The following is a 17,038-nucleotide window of genomic DNA, read 5'->3' as shown; positions in this document are numbered from 1 at the left end:
TGCAAATTTATTATGGGTCTAGAATTAGGTAAATTTATTATTGTTATCTGCTTTCATGAGGCGTTATTATTTAAATGATGTTAGAAAAACTCTTTTTCCGATATTCAGAAAATATGGAATACCTATTTACTTTAGACAAATATCAGTTATCCTAAAGGATTAGAGGTGATATATCTCTAAAATAAAGCTTTTTAAAAATGCTATAGTAATATTAAAAAATATATGTAAATTAAATTTTTTGGTACAAAATCGATTCTATAGATTATATTTTATCACAGACAATATGTTTATCAGGTTGCTTTAACAGTAAGAAACTAAATTTACTATATATAACCTGAAGAACAGTAAAGGGTTGAAAAAAAATAAGTAGAGGATCAGCAAATGAAATATGGAATTGATATTGGACATAATTCTCCCCCAGACACTGGCGCTGTAGGGATAAAAATTGAAGATCGTTTAACTTTAGACGTAGGCAATAGGGTTATGTCTAAGCTCAGAGCTTTAGGCCATGAAGTCATCCCTTGCCGGCCCGCAAGATCTACTTCCGTCACCAATTCACTGTTGCAAAGAGTGAATACGGCCAATACCAACAGAGTAGAGGTTTTTGTTTCCATACACTTTAATGCTTTTAATGGGCAAGCTAATGGTGCGGAAGTATTTGCCGCTAGTGATAATGGCAGAAGAATTGCTCAACCAGTTTTAAATGAAATTGTCAGATTAGGTTTTTTTAATCGTGGGGTTAAGAGTGGTTCCCACTTATATGTCCTCAGAAATACTAATATGCCTGCAATTCTGGTGGAATGCTGCTTCGTGGATTCACCAAGAGATATGAATATTTATGAACCGGAGGCAACCGCTAATGCCATTGTCAAGGGTTTAACGGGTCAAGTACCTAGCACTCCTGTGAATGCAGTGCCTGATGAAGAGATGAATACAGATACATCCGTCCTCAGGCTACAAAGAGTCTTAAACCAATTAAAAATAACTGATAGAAATGGTAGGGCTTTAGTCGCAGATAACATGATGGGGCCAGCAACTAACTCTGCAATTGTCAATTTTCAAAATATTGCCGGGATTTCACCTACTGGGGTTGCAGATACAAACACATGGAATGCTATTAATCTAATTTTAGCCAAACGCATAGTTAGGCCCAACCATGCTGGGGGCCCAGTTGTTAGATATTTACAATACCGTGTAGGTGCTACTGTTGATGGTGTATACGGGCCTATGACAGAAGCAGCTATTAGGGCATATCAAAGGCAAAACGGCTTACTTGCCGATGGAATTGTCGGCCCAGCAACTTGGCAAAGATTAATTGGCTAGCTTGACCTTTATTTAAAAATGCACGCCAGTTGCTCATGGAGTAAAATTTCAAGACTGCACTGGCAGCGAAAATTTCTGTAGGCGGGTTCTCCGCCATAGAAACTTTTCTAGACAGATGGATACAGAATAGAACCCAGTCCCCTCATGCCTTGTGCTTGAAGGGTATTTTAGTTTTTCTGTTCATCGCTATGATCATTGCTTGATAAAGAGCTTTCTTGCATGGGATGCAGTATTGTTAAATGAAAATTATGTCTGTTTTCCGATTTTAAATAGCGCTCTTGCAAAGGTTGCCACTGCTTCCAGGATTCATAACGATTTTCCTTTAACAAATTAGTTAAGGTCGGCAAAGCTGTGTGGAAATCTGACTTGAATATATCCACAAGCCACTCATCCATAACCACACTATCTTGCATATTGCCCAAGATTTCTTGGATGCTTTTTACCTCTTCAATATAGGCTTTATAAGATTCGCCATATAATTCAGTAAATAACTCCATTTGGTAGCGTACGCGTTTGGCTTGTTTACGCAAATCATGCAGACTTTCGCCTTTATTGATCAACTCTTTTTCTATGCGTTTTTTTTGCCAAGTGGTACAAATTTTTACTTCTGAATCTCCTACTTTGGTTCCCACTAACCAGCCTGGATGGAGTAAAAATTTACTCACTTCAGGTAATAGCAAATCAGGGAGAACTTGTTGAATAGGTAGAGATGCTAATGGTCGGTAATTAGGTTCTTCTAGCCATTCTGATAATGCATCTTTAAGAGATTTATAATCTTCATCTTTTAATACTGTCTGCACTTTAGAAAAGGCATCTTTTCGCTGTTTCGCTAAAGCATCGAAAGCGGGTTTTAGGGCTTCCTGTTCTTTGGGGGGTAAATGTGGCTGATAATTAGTTTCTAGGGTTTCTTTTAGGACATCTAAGTCTCTTAGTTTACCAAGACAACGAGCAATTTTACCAATTTTTTTATCGCTAGCTGGCTTCGGCAAATTTAGTGCAATATCAAACCTGCTAATTGCTGTACGCAAGCGTCGCATCCCGACTCGCATTTGATGTAACGCTTCCGTATCTTCATCTTTCTTGACTGGTTTCTCCCATTTTAAAGTTTTATGTAGATGTTTTTCAATACCCTCATAAGCGTAGTCTTTTAAGGGTCTTAGAGTAGATTCTATAACTAAAGTCATACTTAAAAATCCAGTATTTAATCGATAGATTATTATGATAGCATTAGTTAAAATGCTATCTATATCTCTATGTACTTATTTTTATGATGAACTTGATTTTTAACATAATCTTTTATGAATACAAATGAATATTACCTGTAGGACTTGTGGAAGAATATGTGAGCAATTTATATAGGGTAATGTGAAATTTATTTCAGCATAGTTTTGTGATTAGTAAAGATTTCCTGCAAAAATTTAACCTGAATTTATATTGCAGCTTGCAGTTGGATGGGTCGAATGAGAATCTTGCTAATTGAGGATGAAGATGTTTTAGCGAGTGTATTGTTAAAGTCTCTTACTACTCATTATGTCTCTGTAACTGGCAATCAGGTGTTGCAAAGGAGGAGTAACCTGTTTCAATCAGCATTTCGTAGTGGCGAAGTTTTAGGCTATTGGGATCATGGGGAATTTGTGGTAGGTATATCTGGGTTGACAAAAGTAGAAGTGAACGATCGCCTGATTAATATTTTAACTACCCTCTGTCAGCAAATCTTCACCGCCTCCGATGGCGATCACTTCCAGGTAGGATGTAACTTAAGTAATGACCGGGAAATTTCTTAACAATATTTATACAAAAAAATAAATAATGGGTATTACTCCTCATGGCAAAAATGCTATACTGTGCTAAGTAGATGCACCCTGATGATCTGGAGAGCTGCCCATGTGGCTCTCCTTATTTCATGCAAAGTATTTTTACCAAAAGATAAGGTTTAAAGCCGAGTGGGATTGTGGGCGATAGCTCAATGGCTCCTCCTTGTGGGTGATTTTTCTCCCCTGCCCCCTTGCCCCCTGCCCCCCTGCTTTCTCACACTCCAGCCAGTAGTTATGAATAACTAAAAACTAACCACTAATTAATGAGTAAAGACTTGGTATAATCGCCAGTCGAGCAGCTCAAAGTTGTGGGGAAAATAAAAATGGCAGACTGGCAAGAAATTACAGGTGGAGTGACAGCTCCTAGAGGATATCGGGCGGCGGGAATCACAGCAGGACTCAAACCTTCAGGATTACCTGATTTAGCATTAATTTGGTCAGAAGCAGAGGCGATCGCAGCTGGTGTATTTACCACTAGCCAAGTTAAAGCCGCCTGTGTAGATTATTGTCGCCAACGCTTGCAAGCCAAACATAGCGCTCGTGCGATTCTCTGTAATGCCGGACAAGCCAACGCCTCCACAGGTATCCAAGGTGTTCGTGATGCTCAAGAAAGTGCCGAATTATTAGCGCAGGAGTTGAGTATTTCCCCTGACTCTATTTTGTTAGCTTCTACTGGCGTGATTGGTCAACGCATCAAAATGGATGCTTTACGTAGTGGCATTCCCAAACTAGTAGCAGCACTCTCGGAAACCGCTTCAGATGCGGCGGCTGGGGCAATTATCACCACAGACTTGGTGACAAAATCTATTGCTTTAGAGACAACGATAGGCGATCGCCCAGTCCGCATTGGTGGTATTGCCAAAGGTTCAGGGATGATTCATCCCAACATGGCGACTATGCTGGCATTTGTGACTTGTGATGCCGCAGTTTCCTCTCATTTGTGGCAACAGATGTTAAGTAGAGCAGCTGATAAAAGTTTCAATTCCATTACCGTTGATGGTGATACCAGCACCAATGATAGTTTAATCGCCCTGGCTAATGGTCAATCTCGCACCCCGGCAATTACGGAAATGGGGACAGAAGCCGAGAAATTAGAAGCCATGTTAACAGCAGTATGTCAGCATTTGGCCAAGGCGATCGCTCGTGATGGCGAAGGTGCAACCTGCTTAATTGAAGTGCAAGTAACTGGAACTCAGGATGAAGTTTCCGCTCGTCAAATCGCTAAAACCATTGCAGGTTCATCTTTAGTGAAGTCTGCAATTTTTGGACGTGACCCTAATTGGGGAAGGATTGCGGCTGCTGCTGGACGCGCAGGTGTACTTTTTGAGCAAGATAACCTGCAAATTAAGTTAGGAGATTTTTTACTGTTAGAAAATGGTCAACCTTTATCCTTTGATCGGGCAGCGGCAAGTGCATATTTGAAAAAAATTGCGGCTGAATCTTCTTTACCTCAAAATTTTGTGGCCACTAATCATAGTAATGACTTGTCTGTTGATAGAAGTATTATTCAGGCTCAACGAATTGATAATCCAGTGATTATTGCCGTTAATGTTGGCAATGGTCATGGTTTTGGTAAAGCCTGGGGTTGTGACTTGAGTTATGACTATGTGAAGATTAACGCCGAATACACTACTTGAGGGACTTTCAAAGAATAGATTATCCAATTTACGCAAATAATATTTGTTGTCTTCTCCCTGCGCCCGTACCCTTCGGGAAGCTACGCTAACGGCTGACGCTCACAGCGAAGCCTGCTCCCCTAACTACATCAAGGATATCCGCATACCACAGAGATAAGGAGAGCGCAGAGAATCAACGCAGCGAATATGTGTAGTCGTAGCCAGTGGTGCTGGTAAAACAACGTTGGCGAGGCAAATTTATCAATGTCTCGCTATTCATCCTGTATTATTTCCAGAAACTAATAGGACTTACGCACACTCTATGGATTCTTGGCGTTCTACAGCCCTTACGGGCATCGCTGCGCGCGGGCGTCTTGGCGGTTCCATAAATTAAGGTTTTTGGTGATTTTTGCGTAAGTCTTGACTAAATATACCTATATAGAAATTGTGCATTTAAGATTGCCTGCATCTGCACAAAAATGGTGATCGATTTGGCATCAAAAATAAGTCTTAGACCTGATCCTGAGAATTAATGATTAAGTTTTGTAAAGTTAGAGGTCGTAAATGGACTTCACAATTTACAGTTAAGGCTGTTAATTGCGCGATCGCATGATCCAGGGACTGATATCGGTAACTTTAAGTCCTGAAAATTGTTGCCATTTCATCTTTCCTGACTATAAAGCTTTATATTTAATAAAGATATATTGTTAACATTAGTAAAAAACCTGAAAAGATTGGGGGAAAGTAACTGCTATGAGTCGTGTAGGCGTCTTATTACTCAATCTCGGTGGCCCCGATAAGCTAGAGGATGTCGGGCCGTTTTTGTATAACCTATTTTCCGATCCGGAAATTATTCGCCTACCATTTCGCTGGTTGCAAAAACCCTTAGCCTGGTTTATTGCCTCACGGAGAGTTAAAACCTCTCAAAAAAACTATAAGCAAATCGGTGGCGGTTCGCCACTACGGCGAATCACAGAAGCGCAAGGAGAAGCCCTCAAAGAACAATTAAGTAATTTAGGACAAGAAGCCAATATCTATGTGGGAATGCGTTATTGGCATCCCTATACAGAAGAAGCGATCGCTCAAATTACTCAAGATAATATTGAACATCTAGTAATTCTGCCACTGTACCCCCAATTTTCCATTAGTACTAGTGGTTCTAGCTTTCGACTGTTAGAAAAACTTTGGCAAGAAAATCCTGAACTTCAGCCCATTGATTATACTGTCATTCCATCTTGGTACAAAGAACCAGGTTATCTCCAGGCAATGGCAGAACTCATCGCTCAAGAACTCGATCAATATCCCAATCCCAATGAGGCGCACATCTTCTTCAGCGCTCATGGTGTTCCCAAAAGCTATGTGGAAGAAGCAGGAGACCCTTATCAGCAGGAAATTGAAGAATGTACTGCTTTAATTATGCAGACCCTCAATCGACCCAATGAGCATACTTTAGCTTACCAAAGTCGTGTGGGCCCCGTAGAATGGCTCCAACCCTACACCGAAGATGCACTCAAAGAACTAGGTGCAAAAGGCGTAAAAGATTTAGTAGTCGTACCTATCAGTTTTGTTTCAGAACACATTGAAACATTACAAGAAATCGATATTGAATATCGGGAAATAGCAGAAGAATCCGGAATCCATAACTTCCGTCGCGCATCTGCTCCCAACACCCATCCGATATTTATTCAAGCATTAGCAAATTTGGTGCTTGATGCGCTGAAAAAACCCAATTTCCAGCTTTCCCAAGCTGCCCAAATCAAAAAAATGGTCAAGATGTACCCCCAAGAAAACTGGGAATGGGGTATGACGACTAGTGCTGAAGTTTGGAACGGTCGGATTGCTATGTTGGGCTTTATTGCCTTAATCATCGAATTAGTTACCGGTCAAGGGTTGCTGCACATGATTGGGTTATTACATTAAATCCTGCCTTTAATCTTTGGTTGATCTGAGTAAAAAAACCTAAACCCTATCTTTTGTTAGTAGAGATGTAGGGCAAAGTATTATTTGCAATAGCTTTGTGAAAATGTTATCAAAATAGGGAAAACAAAAACTTAATATTTGAAACTATATTAATCCCTACTAATTATGAATACCGAAATTGCTATTCATCTCTACTCATTACTTTGGCAAGAATACAGTGCCAGAGTCAACTATGCTCGCACCTATGAACAAATGATTACGAATGCGGGGGGAACTGTCGCTAACGACCATATTGCCTTTCGCTCTTTGCGTTTATTAGTCGATAGTCCACAGGGACACATTAGTTTAGGTATTGAATACTTAGGACAAATAGCTGAAGCATTGGGTTACGTGGTAGCTGGAGAATATACTTTCGCGGCTACTCATCTTTATGCGCGTTATTATAGACATCAGCAAGCAGAATTGGACTTGCCTAAACTTTTTATTAGTGAATTAATTGTAGATGAGTTACCTGGTAATATTGCCCAACTAATTTATCAAACAGTTGCTTCTATTTCCCATGAACTCACTTCTCCCCGAACACTAATTAAACAATGTGAAACAAGCGATTCAAGTCTGGCTCCACAACTCCAACAAATCTTTACCCGCCCTTGGCAACCTCCCCGGCGTTCAGTTGTGGAAGCGGTGAATCAAGTGAGTCAGTATGGTGCTTGGGTGCTGTTACATGGTTATGCTGTGAACCACTTTACAGGCTATGTGAATCGTCAAAACACACCAAAATACACAGATATAGATACTACTGCCCGTGGTTTAGCTAATTTGGGCGTACCCATGAAAGCAGAAATAGAAGGCGATATTACCTGTGGATTGCGTCAAACAGCTACTCAAGCAGTTACAGAAATGATAACTGTCCTCGATGATAGCAATAGTAAAGAAATCCAAATTCCTTGGACTTATGCCTATTATGAAATTGCCCAGCGCTATATAGTAGAAACTGAACTAGGAAAACCAGCAATTTTTGATGCTTTTTTAGGTCAAAATGCTCAACAATTATTTGAAATGACTCGACGATCAAGGTGAAAACTTTACATTCCACATTAAAGATATAACCATTGACAAATTGTTATGAAAATACCCTTGATGCATTCAAGAGTAATTGACAAAATTAGGTATAAAATAAAATTTGGTACATATTTTTTATTAGAATAGTAAAAAATAAACAACTTCGCCTGCGAGCGTAAAGCATAATATTTAATTTTGGTCTAGCAATACCCGCACTATCAAGGGGTTGCCTAGATTGTCTGTCAAGTTGAGAATAAATAGGCGAAGCACACGGGGAAACTAACGTGAGTCATGGATTTGATTACGATTTAGTCATTATAGGCGCGGGTGTAGGCGGACATGGAGCAGCCCTACACGCCGTCAGCTGCGGTCTAAAAACAGCGATTATCGAAGCAGCCGACATGGGAGGAACCTGTGTTAATCGGGGCTGCATTCCATCTAAAGCGCTGCTAGCAGCATCAGGACGTGTGCGGGAGTTACGTAATGCCCACCACCTCAAGTCCTTGGGAATTCAAGTCGGTAATGTGGAGTTTGATCGGCAAGCGATCGCCGATCATGCCGGCAATCTAGTATCGAAAATTCAAGGCGACTTAACCAATAGCCTCAAGCGTCTAGGCGTTGATATCATTAGGGGTTGGGGAAAAATTGCTGGCACACAGAAAATTACTGTCACAGGTGATGGCGGTGAAAAACCCATCACAGCCAAAGACATTATCCTTTCCCCAGGTTCAATACCCTTTGTCCCTCCAGGCATTGAAGTAGACGGCAAAACCGTCTTTACCAGCGACCAAGGCGTGAAATTAGAATCTCTGCCAGAATGGGTAGCAATTATTGGCAGTGGTTACATCGGCTTAGAATTTTCCGATGTTTACTCGGCTTTGGGCTGTGAAATTACCATGATTGAAGCCCTAGACCAATTGATGCCAGGATTTGACCGCGATATTGCCAAATTAGCAGAACGAGTATTAATTACCCCCCGCGACATCGAAACTAAAGTAGGCATATACGCTAAAAAAGTTATTCCTGGTTCACCAGTGGTAATTGAATTAGCAGATTTCAAAACTAAAGAAGATCTAGATGTCATCGAAGTGGATGCTTGTTTAGTTGCCACAGGACGCATCCCAGCCACAAAAAACCTAGGTTTAGAATCTATAGGTGTAGAACTAGACCGACGGAACTTTATTCCCGTAGACGATCGCATGGCAGTACTTTCAGCCGGAGAACCAGTACCCCATGTATGGGCAATTGGTGACGCCAACGGCAAAATGATGCTGGCACACGCCGCTTCTGCTCAAGGTATCATCGCTGTAGAAAATATCGTCGGGCGATCGCGCGTTGTTGACTATCGCAGTATACCCGCAGCCGCATTTACCCACCCAGAAGTCAGCTATGTAGGCTTAACAGAAACAGCAGCCAAAGAATTGGGACAAACTGAAGGATTTACAATAGCCACCAGCCGAAGTTACTTCAAAGGTAATTCCAAAGCCCTAGCCGAAAACGAAGCCGACGGCATAGCAAAAGTAATTTATCGCCAAGATACTGGTGAAGTTCTGGGTGTCCATATCTTCGGAATGCACGCCGCAGACTTAATTCATGAAGCATCAGCGGCCATCGCCAACCGTCAATCTGTACAAAACCTCGCTCATTTAGTCCACGCCCACCCGACACTTTCTGAAGTGCTGGATGAAGCTTATAAACGAGCTGTTGTTTAAAGCGTAGGGAGTAGAGGTGCAGGGGTGAAAAACTTCCTAGCCTCTAGCCCCTAACCCCTAGCCCTAGTCCCTAGCCTCTAACCCCCACCATGCAAATCCGCCGCCGTTCCACAACCACAACTATTAATGTCTCCTTCTTACGCTACCAATCTGCTTTGCCAGATTCAGAACCCAATAACATCTTGGAAGAAATCGTTTGGCATAAGGAAATAGAAGTTGAGCAAATGCGGGAAAGGCGGCCTTTGCGAGAATTGCAAAAGCAGGCAATGACAGCACCGCCTACGCGTGATTTTATTGCAGCCTTAAAGCAAGGTAAGACTAATCCAGCATTGATTGCTGAAGTCAAAAAAGCTTCCCCCAGTAAGGGAGTATTACGAGAAGATTTTGACCCAGTAGCGATCGCTTTGTCTTATCAACAAGGTGGTGCTAGTTGCCTTTCAGTTTTGACAGATGTCAAGTTTTTTCAAGGTGGTTTTGATAACTTAGCTAAGGTTCGTGCTGCCGTAAATTTACCTTTACTGTGTAAGGATTTTATTATCTACCCTTACCAAATGTACTTAGCTCGGATTCAGGGTGCAGATGCCATTTTGTTAATTGCCGCAATCCTGAGTAATCAAGATTTACAATATTTTCTCAAAATTGTGAATGCCCTGAAAATGACAGCTTTAATTGAAGTCCACAGTTTAGCAGAACTTGACCGTGTACTAACTTTAGAGGGTGAATTTTTGGTAGGAATAAATAATCGTAATTTAGAAGACTTCTCGGTTGACCTCCAAACCACCTGTGATTTACTAGCAGCGCGAGGTAGTCAATTACAGGAACGCAATATTTTAGTGGTGAGTGAATCAGGATTACATACTCCAGATGATTTGTACCTAGTAAAACAAGCAGGAGTCAGTGCTGTGCTGATCGGAGAATCTTTAGTGAAACAACCAGATCCCCAACAGGCGATCGCTAGCCTCTTCTCTGAATCTTCATCTCCCGGTACACCAAAGCTCTAACCAAACACTGACTTATTGTGTAACAATTTTGGCAAGAGACTAAATTCTAATTCGTACAACATCCCCATTTGAAATCTTGTATTAACTACATGGAGCAAATTCCTTTACCTTCGCCGATCCACTACGAACTTTTACTTCAACTCTTAGAAAGACAAACTATGTCAGCCGTCAGTCAAAATCCTGATTTGCGGCATCAGGTAAATCAGCTAATTATTACTTTACGTAAAGCAGCAGTCCAACAAAAACAACTAGAAGAGAATTGCCACTGTTCTTCTGTAGGAATAGATCACCGTTGGTCGATTAACCATCATGTAGGTCAAGTCGGTGCCTCCGATTGACACAGACAGCTAAACAATCCTATCAGCTTCATCTATTAGCATTACAGGGTGTCCTATTTCTCTATACCCAACTCGCCCCTATCCCCGTCCTGATAACTGGGACGGGAGAAAATTTGATAACTCATTGTACCTGTACCCCAATTTGTGAGATTCTAAATAAGCTCCACTAAAGAACTTAGACAAACTGGGTGAAAAACTTAATGTCCCGTTCCCATTAGCTTACAAAGTCGCTACTCTACAATCAGACATCCTTTAGGTGTCAAGCGTCTGCTAAAACCAAAGTTTCAGATTAGTCGCAGTATCTACAAGTTGTAAAGGTCAAGTTGACCAGCATTTAAATGATACTTCTACTAAGAATTTGGAGAATACGCCACTACCTTGGATGTATATGCAGGTAAATATCTAAAATTTGCCATCAGAATTTAACTATCCCCTAGAACTTTTAACTTTTATTGAATTTTAGGACACACACATGGAAGATAAGCTGATGCTCATGATTCCTGGCCCTACACCAGTGCCAGAAGCCGCTTTACTGGCATTAGCCAAGCACCCCATTGGACACCGCACCAGTGAGTTTAGCAACATCATGGCGGAGGTGACAGAAAACCTCAAATGGTTGCATCAAACTCAAAATGATGTACTGATGCTCAATGTCAGCGGGACAGGTGCAGTAGAAGCCGGCATTATTAATTTTCTGTCTCCAGGCGATCGCATTTTAGTTGGTTCTAATGGTAAGTTTGGCGAACGCTGGGTAGAAATCGGTCAAGCATACGGTTTAAATGTCGAAGCCATTACTGCTGAATGGGGTAAACCTTTAGATACAGCCGTGTTTGCCGAAAAACTTCAAGCAGATACTCAAAAGCAAATCAAAGCCGTCATCATTACCCATAGCGAAACATCAACTGGGGTGTTAAACGACCTAGAAACCATCAACCGCCTTGTGAAAGAACATGGTGAAGCGTTGATTATTGTGGATGCAGTGACAAGTTTGGGTGCATTTAATTTGCCCATAGATGATTGGGGCTTAGATGTAGTCGCCTCTGGTTCCCAAAAAGGCTACATGATTCCCCCTGGACTAGGATTTGTCTGTGTCAGCCCCAAGGCTTGGGAAGCTTACAAAACTGCTAAATTACCAAAATATTATCTAGATTTAGGTAAATATCGCAAATCTACAGCCAAAAACACTACTCCATTTACTCCACCCGTGAACTTGATTGTGTCCTTACACACCACACTCCGGATGATGAAAAATGAAGGCTTAGAGTCGATATTTTCCAGACACCAACGACACAAAAATGCTACCCGCGCCGCTATTAAAGGTTTGAATTTACCACTATTCGGCTCAGATGATTATGCCAGCCCAGCAATTACAGCTGTAGCCCCCCAAGGTATTGAAGCCGATAAAATTCGCTCGTTGATGAACAAGCGTTTTGATATTGCCTTAGCAGGCGGACAAGACCATTTGAAAAACAAAATTTTCCGCATTGGTCACTTGGGCTTTGTGAGCGATCGCGATATTCTGAGCTGTATAGCATCCTTAGAAGTTATTCTGGGTGAACTTGGTCATGACAACTTTGCTCCAGGTGCTGGTGTAGCGGCAGCAGCTAAAGTTTTTAATCAGTCATGAGTACTTATAAAACCCATCTTCCGCACCCTAAACTGTCACACAACGAAAAATGGTCGTTTGGGGGTTTGGGATTAGCGATCGCCACCTAAGATTTCGACCTTTTTGTATAAAAAACATCCTAAAATGAATTCAAAAATACGAAATTACCGATTGTGACACCGGGGGGTGCGGAATGTGGGATAAAAAGGCTTAGTTCAGCTAACCGGATCTGGCAAGCAATGGCTATCTAAATTAAAAGAGCGAGTTAATTAAGTAACTCGCTCTCTTGATTTGTCTTTAAATGAGTAGAAACAGAACAGTCAATTCTCTGATTTACCAGCCTTAATGTAAGGCAGAGTGGACGTGACATATCTCAAGTCTCCTGCACGAGTACTTATTACTTCTACAAATGGGGAACAACGACTCTAACAACTGGACTGTCCAAAAGCTGATCTACTAACTTTATTCTTGTGTCCTGTAATCAAAGCATTTGTCTTTAGCCATAGAGTGCTAGAGGCTCTATGTCCAAAAATATTTATGCCGTTTCCAGCCAATCATAAATTTTTTCCAATTGTTCTAAAGTAATCAAGCCATATTGCCAAAGAATCATTGGTAACGGCCCTGGATCTTGCTCCCGATGCCGTAGGGCCACAGCAAGTGAAGCCGAAGAAATTGACAAATCTTCCTGTAAAAAATGAATCAATCGAGAATAAGTTGTTGGTGACATTTGTAACTCACCTCCTTGCAATAAATGTATTGTCGTATGGTTTACCATTTTTCAGTAGTCCGCAGCTAATATTTCATGGGTAACTGGTAATTACCGGATAAACACTCCCACAAATTTGGCGAAAATTTCTCAAACAGACTGTTTTCATTGATAAAACTGGAAAATTTTAACTTTGAAACACCCCATGTTTGCGCCAATCTTTCAGATACACACTACTCAGGGCAAATTGATTTCATCTTTTTTACGATGGTTTTTATTTAATTACACATTTGGTAACAAAGATGCCATAGCTAATACTCCCCTATGAGCGTCCGTTTACACTTACGCCAAAAGGAATATTTTTGAGAACTAATCTGTTGAGATGTGATTGTACCTTGAAACAGCAGATTTTACTATGCTTGGCATCATCATAAATAGTAGCTGTACAATTTACTTTTTTATACCTACTTGATAGTTTTTTTACAAAAACCTCATTAATTCAGGATTTGCCGAAGCTTACGGGAAAAAGCTAAAGCCTGTTTATTTAGGTATATTTCCCCTGTCTAAGAATTCAATTCTGACACGATCCCCATCTTGTAAATTTAATTCGGCAGCTCGTCCAGAACGCAATTCCATCACCATGTCAATGGGTACATTTGGCCCATAAGTGGGGCAAGGCTGACTTTTACAAGGAGGTGCAGCAGCCTGAATGTACTTCACAACACCGTTTTGCAAAAAAACCATATCCAAAGGCACTGGGACATTTTTCATCCAGAAGCTCACTGGTTGTGCCGTCGGAAACTTAAATAGCATCCCGCGGTTATCAGGTAATGCAGGTCTATACATCAAGCCCTTTGCCTGCTGTTCTGGTGTACGTGCCACTTCTAGTTGAATTTTTGTCCCATTAGTCACAGTTGCTACCGCAGAAATAGGTAATACTTGACCAGCATTTACTGGCGTTTGAGCTTGGGAGTTGGGATTGTTAGTGAGAGATTTAGCTGTTGTCTGCATAGAGCAGCTTATGAGCGTAAAACTTAGCAATATCGGGAGTAATTTGAGCCAACGCATCACACAATTTTTGATTTTGTAATTTAGACTTCGATTTTACAGAATTTAAGTTAAAAAGCCCACGACGGATATTTATTTTTTCTCGCACAAGAATGATTTAAAGTTGGTAATTTTACTGTTATGGATCAAATGTGATATTTTTATTTTTTTTAGTTTGTAGCTGATTGCGATCGCACTTCATAGTGATCGCACTGAATTGTCCATGATTACCTTGAGAACACAATCATCAGTCACCATACTTCTGAAAACTGTTATCCCTCCTGTGGAGTCTATATATATTGGCTGTTTGCTACCAACTTGTGAGGTTATCGATGAATTTTGGGAAATTATTACCAACGTTTTTTCAAACGGGTACTGAAAATTTACCACAGATGAATATCCTCTCGCCGTTGGAAAAACAAGTGATATTGGAAATGAACATAGTACGAATGAGTCCTGTGGCATACCTACCAATCCTGGAACATTGGAAACAGCAATTCCAAGGACAACAAGTCAGAATATCCGATTATGTTTATTTGCAAACACAAGAAGGCGTGACAGCAGTTGATGAGGCGATCGCCTTTCTCAAGTCAGTCCCTCACGTGGGAGCATTAAATGTATCTCATGGTATGTCTTTAGGTGCTAGAGATCACGTCAAAGACCAAGGTGCAAAGGGCATTACAGGTCATAATGGTAGCGATGGCAGTGATCCCTTCACTCGCCTCAATCGTTACGGGAAATGGCAAATTACCGCAGGCGAGAACATTAGCTATGGTTCTAGCACAGCCCAAGATATTATTATGCAGTTAATTATTGATGACGGAGTACCATCACGCGGTCATCGTCACAACATATTTAACTCTGCTTTTAAAGTCACTGGTGTTGCTTTTGGGATTCATGCAACGTACAGGCAGATGTGCGTGATTACCTACGCTGGCGAATATATAGAAGGTCGATTAACTTAGCAGTTTTTATTCCCTCCCTCCACAAATATGTCTGATAGTTCTACCAAACCTGCAAACCTCAACGTTTACATTCAAGGTCAAGGATTTCCCATTTTGGGTTTACACGGTCATCCTGGTTCTGGACGTAATCTTTCAGTATTTACTAACCACTTATCAAAACGCTACCAAACGTTTGCGCCTGATTTGCGTGGGTATGGCAAAAGCCGCTGTCATGGCAATTTTGCTATGTCTGACCATTTGAGTGATTTAGAAACACTACTAGACCGCTTTGAAATTGAAAAATGTCTCATATTGGGATGGTCACTGGGTGGTATTTTGGCAATGGAAATGGCATTGCGACTACCACAGCGAGTCACTGGTTTGATTTTGGTGGCCACAGCAGCCAGACCTAGGGGAAATCATCCTGCCGTTACTTGGCAAGATAATCTTTATACTGGCGTTGCCGGGATTTTAAATTATATCCAACCAAGTTGGCAGTGGAATATAGATACTTTTGGCAAGCGATCGCTCTTTCGTTATCTGATCCAACAACATACGCCCACTGCATATAACTATATAGCTCAAGAAGCAGCACAGGCTTACTTACAAACCTCGCCTGCGGCAACTCGCGCCCTTTATACTGCCCTCAGGGCTGGTTACAATCGACTGGCCGATTTACAGCAAATTAACTGCCCTAGTTTGGTACTTGCTGGAGAACAAGACCGTCACATTACAGCTGAATCGAGTTTAGAAACGGCGCGTCATCTTAAAAATACCCAGTGGCATTGTTATCCCAATACTGCCCATTTGTTTCCGTGGGAAATTCCCCAACAAGTACTGAGCGATATTGATAGTTGGTTAGATAAGCATCCACAAGCAATAGGATGATGCTAAATTTAAGAAGATCAAACTAGGCGATCGCTGCATAAAAAAGCTGGTAAAGTATCCAAAATTAACCAATTCTCATGCTCACATCTAACCATTTCGACTGAGTAATCGGCGCACTACTAGATATATAGTCAACACCAGTCTCCGCTACAGCACGAATAGTCTCTAAGGTCACATTTCCTGAAGCCTCAATTTTGATGCCACTGTCCTGCTGGCGAATCAACAGTACTGCCTCTTGCATCATTTCCCTTGGCATATTATCCAACATAATAATGTCAGCCTTGTGCTGTAAGGCCTCCTCCACTTGTTTTAAACTTTCCGTTTCTACCTCTATTGTCAGGGGATAAGGAATCTGCCCACGAATACGGGTAATAGCTGCTCCAATTCCTCCAGCCACCGCAATGTGATTGTCCTTAATCATTACTGCATCATCTAATCCCATGCGGTGATTAATCGCCCCACCCACCGCAGTGGCATATTTTTCTAACAACCTCAGCCCTGGTGTAGTTTTGCGCGTATCAACCAACTGAGCAGGTAAATCAGCAATTTGCTCTACATATATATTAGTGAGCGTAGCAATCCCACTCAAACGCATCACCAAGTTAAGTGCTACCCGTTCTCCCATGAGCAACGCATCTAGAGAACCATGAATTTCCGCTAATAGTTGTCCTGGCTGGCATTTACTACCTTCAGGTGCGACCGTTACAAAACTAACTTTTTCATTTAAAAGCTGAAATACCCTAGCTGCAACTGGTAACCCAGCCACTACCCCACTAGCTTTGGCTACCCATTTAGCTGTTCCAGGTGTTGCATCTTCTATTAAAAGGCTATTTGTAGTGCGATCGCCCCGACCAATATCCTCCAATAACCAGCCCCGCAGCAACGGATCTAGAACCAGCCAAGGTGGCAAAACACCAAACTTGCTCACAACTTAATTAGTCTCTTGTTTATTTACAGAAATACTATATCCTAAAACCCTTACTCCATAAGGACTTTGCCAGGACTTAAAAAAATAAATGGTAAATTGAGAAAAAAGTAGTTGACAAAGAAAGGAGCGCTCG

At 41.3% G+C, this 17,038-nt stretch carries 15 protein-coding genes; 11 read left to right on the top strand and 4 right to left on the bottom strand.

Going from position 1 to position 17,038, the window contains the following annotated elements; genetic code table 11:
* Nucleotides 1–381: 381 nt before the first annotated feature.
* A complete protein-coding gene (locus ACM0OS_RS19055; RefSeq protein WP_414544770.1) occupies nucleotides 382–1,323 on the top strand; it encodes an N-acetylmuramoyl-L-alanine amidase in 942 nt (313 codons plus the stop codon).
* Nucleotides 1,324–1,490: 167 nt separating this feature from the next.
* On the opposite strand, the gene ACM0OS_RS19050 is transcribed toward ACM0OS_RS19055, so the two are convergent.
* Nucleotides 1,491–2,507 carry a CHAD domain-containing protein gene (locus ACM0OS_RS19050; RefSeq protein ID WP_414544769.1) on the bottom strand — a complete coding sequence of 339 codons (1,017 nt, stop codon included), beginning with the start codon at nucleotides 2,505–2,507 and terminating at the stop codon, nucleotides 1,491–1,493.
* Nucleotides 2,508–2,783: 276 nt separating this feature from the next.
* Here ACM0OS_RS19050 and ACM0OS_RS19045 point away from each other — a divergent pair, with 276 nt between their 5' ends.
* The 8 genes from ACM0OS_RS19045 to ACM0OS_RS19010 all read left to right on the top strand — a co-directional run bounded on the left by ACM0OS_RS19045 (nucleotide 2,784) and on the right by ACM0OS_RS19010 (nucleotide 12,413).
* Nucleotides 2,784–3,107 (top strand): hypothetical protein, encoded by a 324-nt coding sequence (locus ACM0OS_RS19045; protein ID WP_414544768.1) that lies wholly within the window; start codon nucleotides 2,784–2,786, stop codon nucleotides 3,105–3,107.
* A gap of 353 nt (nucleotides 3,108–3,460) precedes the next feature.
* Nucleotides 3,461–4,774, top strand: a complete 1,314-nt coding sequence (gene argJ / locus ACM0OS_RS19040) for a bifunctional ornithine acetyltransferase/N-acetylglutamate synthase (RefSeq protein WP_414544767.1) — start codon at nucleotides 3,461–3,463, stop codon at nucleotides 4,772–4,774.
* A 732-nt stretch (nucleotides 4,775–5,506) separates the two neighbouring features.
* Nucleotides 5,507–6,673 carry a ferrochelatase gene (hemH, locus tag ACM0OS_RS19035; protein ID WP_414544766.1) on the top strand — a complete coding sequence of 389 codons (1,167 nt, stop codon included), beginning with the start codon at nucleotides 5,507–5,509 and terminating at the stop codon, nucleotides 6,671–6,673.
* A 165-nt stretch (nucleotides 6,674–6,838) separates the two neighbouring features.
* Entirely contained in the window at nucleotides 6,839–7,753 is a 915-nt protein-coding gene (locus ACM0OS_RS19030; RefSeq protein WP_414544765.1) for a DUF1338 domain-containing protein, read from the top strand.
* A gap of 266 nt (nucleotides 7,754–8,019) precedes the next feature.
* Complete coding sequence (gene lpdA, locus ACM0OS_RS19025; protein WP_414544764.1) at nucleotides 8,020–9,447, top strand: dihydrolipoyl dehydrogenase; 1,428 nt, start codon at nucleotides 8,020–8,022, stop codon at nucleotides 9,445–9,447.
* Nucleotides 9,448–9,536: 89 nt separating this feature from the next.
* Nucleotides 9,537–10,448: an indole-3-glycerol phosphate synthase TrpC gene (gene trpC / locus ACM0OS_RS19020; protein ID WP_414544763.1), complete on the top strand. Its 912-nt coding sequence runs from the start codon at nucleotides 9,537–9,539 to the stop codon at nucleotides 10,446–10,448.
* An 89-nt stretch (nucleotides 10,449–10,537) separates the two neighbouring features.
* Nucleotides 10,538–10,786 (top strand): DUF5340 domain-containing protein, encoded by a 249-nt coding sequence (locus ACM0OS_RS19015; protein WP_414544762.1) that lies wholly within the window; start codon nucleotides 10,538–10,540, stop codon nucleotides 10,784–10,786.
* 472 nt (nucleotides 10,787–11,258) lie between these two features.
* On the top strand, nucleotides 11,259–12,413 hold the full coding sequence (locus ACM0OS_RS19010) for a pyridoxal-phosphate-dependent aminotransferase family protein (RefSeq protein ID WP_414544761.1): 1,155 nt from the start codon (nucleotides 11,259–11,261) through the stop codon (nucleotides 12,411–12,413).
* A gap of 514 nt (nucleotides 12,414–12,927) precedes the next feature.
* On the opposite strand, the gene ACM0OS_RS19005 is transcribed toward ACM0OS_RS19010, so the two are convergent.
* Both ACM0OS_RS19005 and ACM0OS_RS19000 read right to left on the bottom strand, forming a co-directional pair.
* Nucleotides 12,928–13,119 carry a DUF2949 domain-containing protein gene (locus ACM0OS_RS19005; protein ID WP_414544760.1) on the bottom strand — a complete coding sequence of 64 codons (192 nt, stop codon included), beginning with the start codon at nucleotides 13,117–13,119 and terminating at the stop codon, nucleotides 12,928–12,930.
* 519 nt (nucleotides 13,120–13,638) lie between these two features.
* A complete protein-coding gene (locus ACM0OS_RS19000) occupies nucleotides 13,639–14,169 on the bottom strand; it encodes a DUF192 domain-containing protein (RefSeq protein WP_414544759.1) in 531 nt (176 codons plus the stop codon).
* Nucleotides 14,170–14,537: 368 nt separating this feature from the next.
* On the opposite strand from ACM0OS_RS19000, the gene ACM0OS_RS18995 reads away from it, so the two are divergent.
* Together ACM0OS_RS18995 and ACM0OS_RS18990 are read left to right on the top strand one after the other, a co-directional pair.
* Nucleotides 14,538–15,110 (top strand): CAP domain-containing protein, encoded by a 573-nt coding sequence (locus ACM0OS_RS18995; RefSeq protein WP_414544787.1) that lies wholly within the window; start codon nucleotides 14,538–14,540, stop codon nucleotides 15,108–15,110.
* 27 nt (nucleotides 15,111–15,137) lie between these two features.
* A complete protein-coding gene (locus ACM0OS_RS18990; protein WP_414544758.1) occupies nucleotides 15,138–15,977 on the top strand; it encodes an alpha/beta fold hydrolase in 840 nt (279 codons plus the stop codon).
* Nucleotides 15,978–16,041: 64 nt separating this feature from the next.
* Here ACM0OS_RS18990 and nadC read toward each other — a convergent pair whose 3' ends face one another.
* Entirely contained in the window at nucleotides 16,042–16,905 is an 864-nt protein-coding gene (nadC, locus tag ACM0OS_RS18985; RefSeq protein ID WP_414544757.1) for a carboxylating nicotinate-nucleotide diphosphorylase, read from the bottom strand.
* Between the last annotated feature and the right edge of the window lie 133 nt (nucleotides 16,906–17,038).

The organism is Nostoc sp. CCY0012 (assembly GCF_963920855.1).
GTDB lineage: Bacteria > Cyanobacteriota > Cyanobacteriia > Cyanobacteriales > Nostocaceae > Cyanocohniella.
The sequence above is the reverse complement of the archived record's forward strand: the minus strand, read 5'-3'. Positions and strand labels throughout refer to the sequence as shown.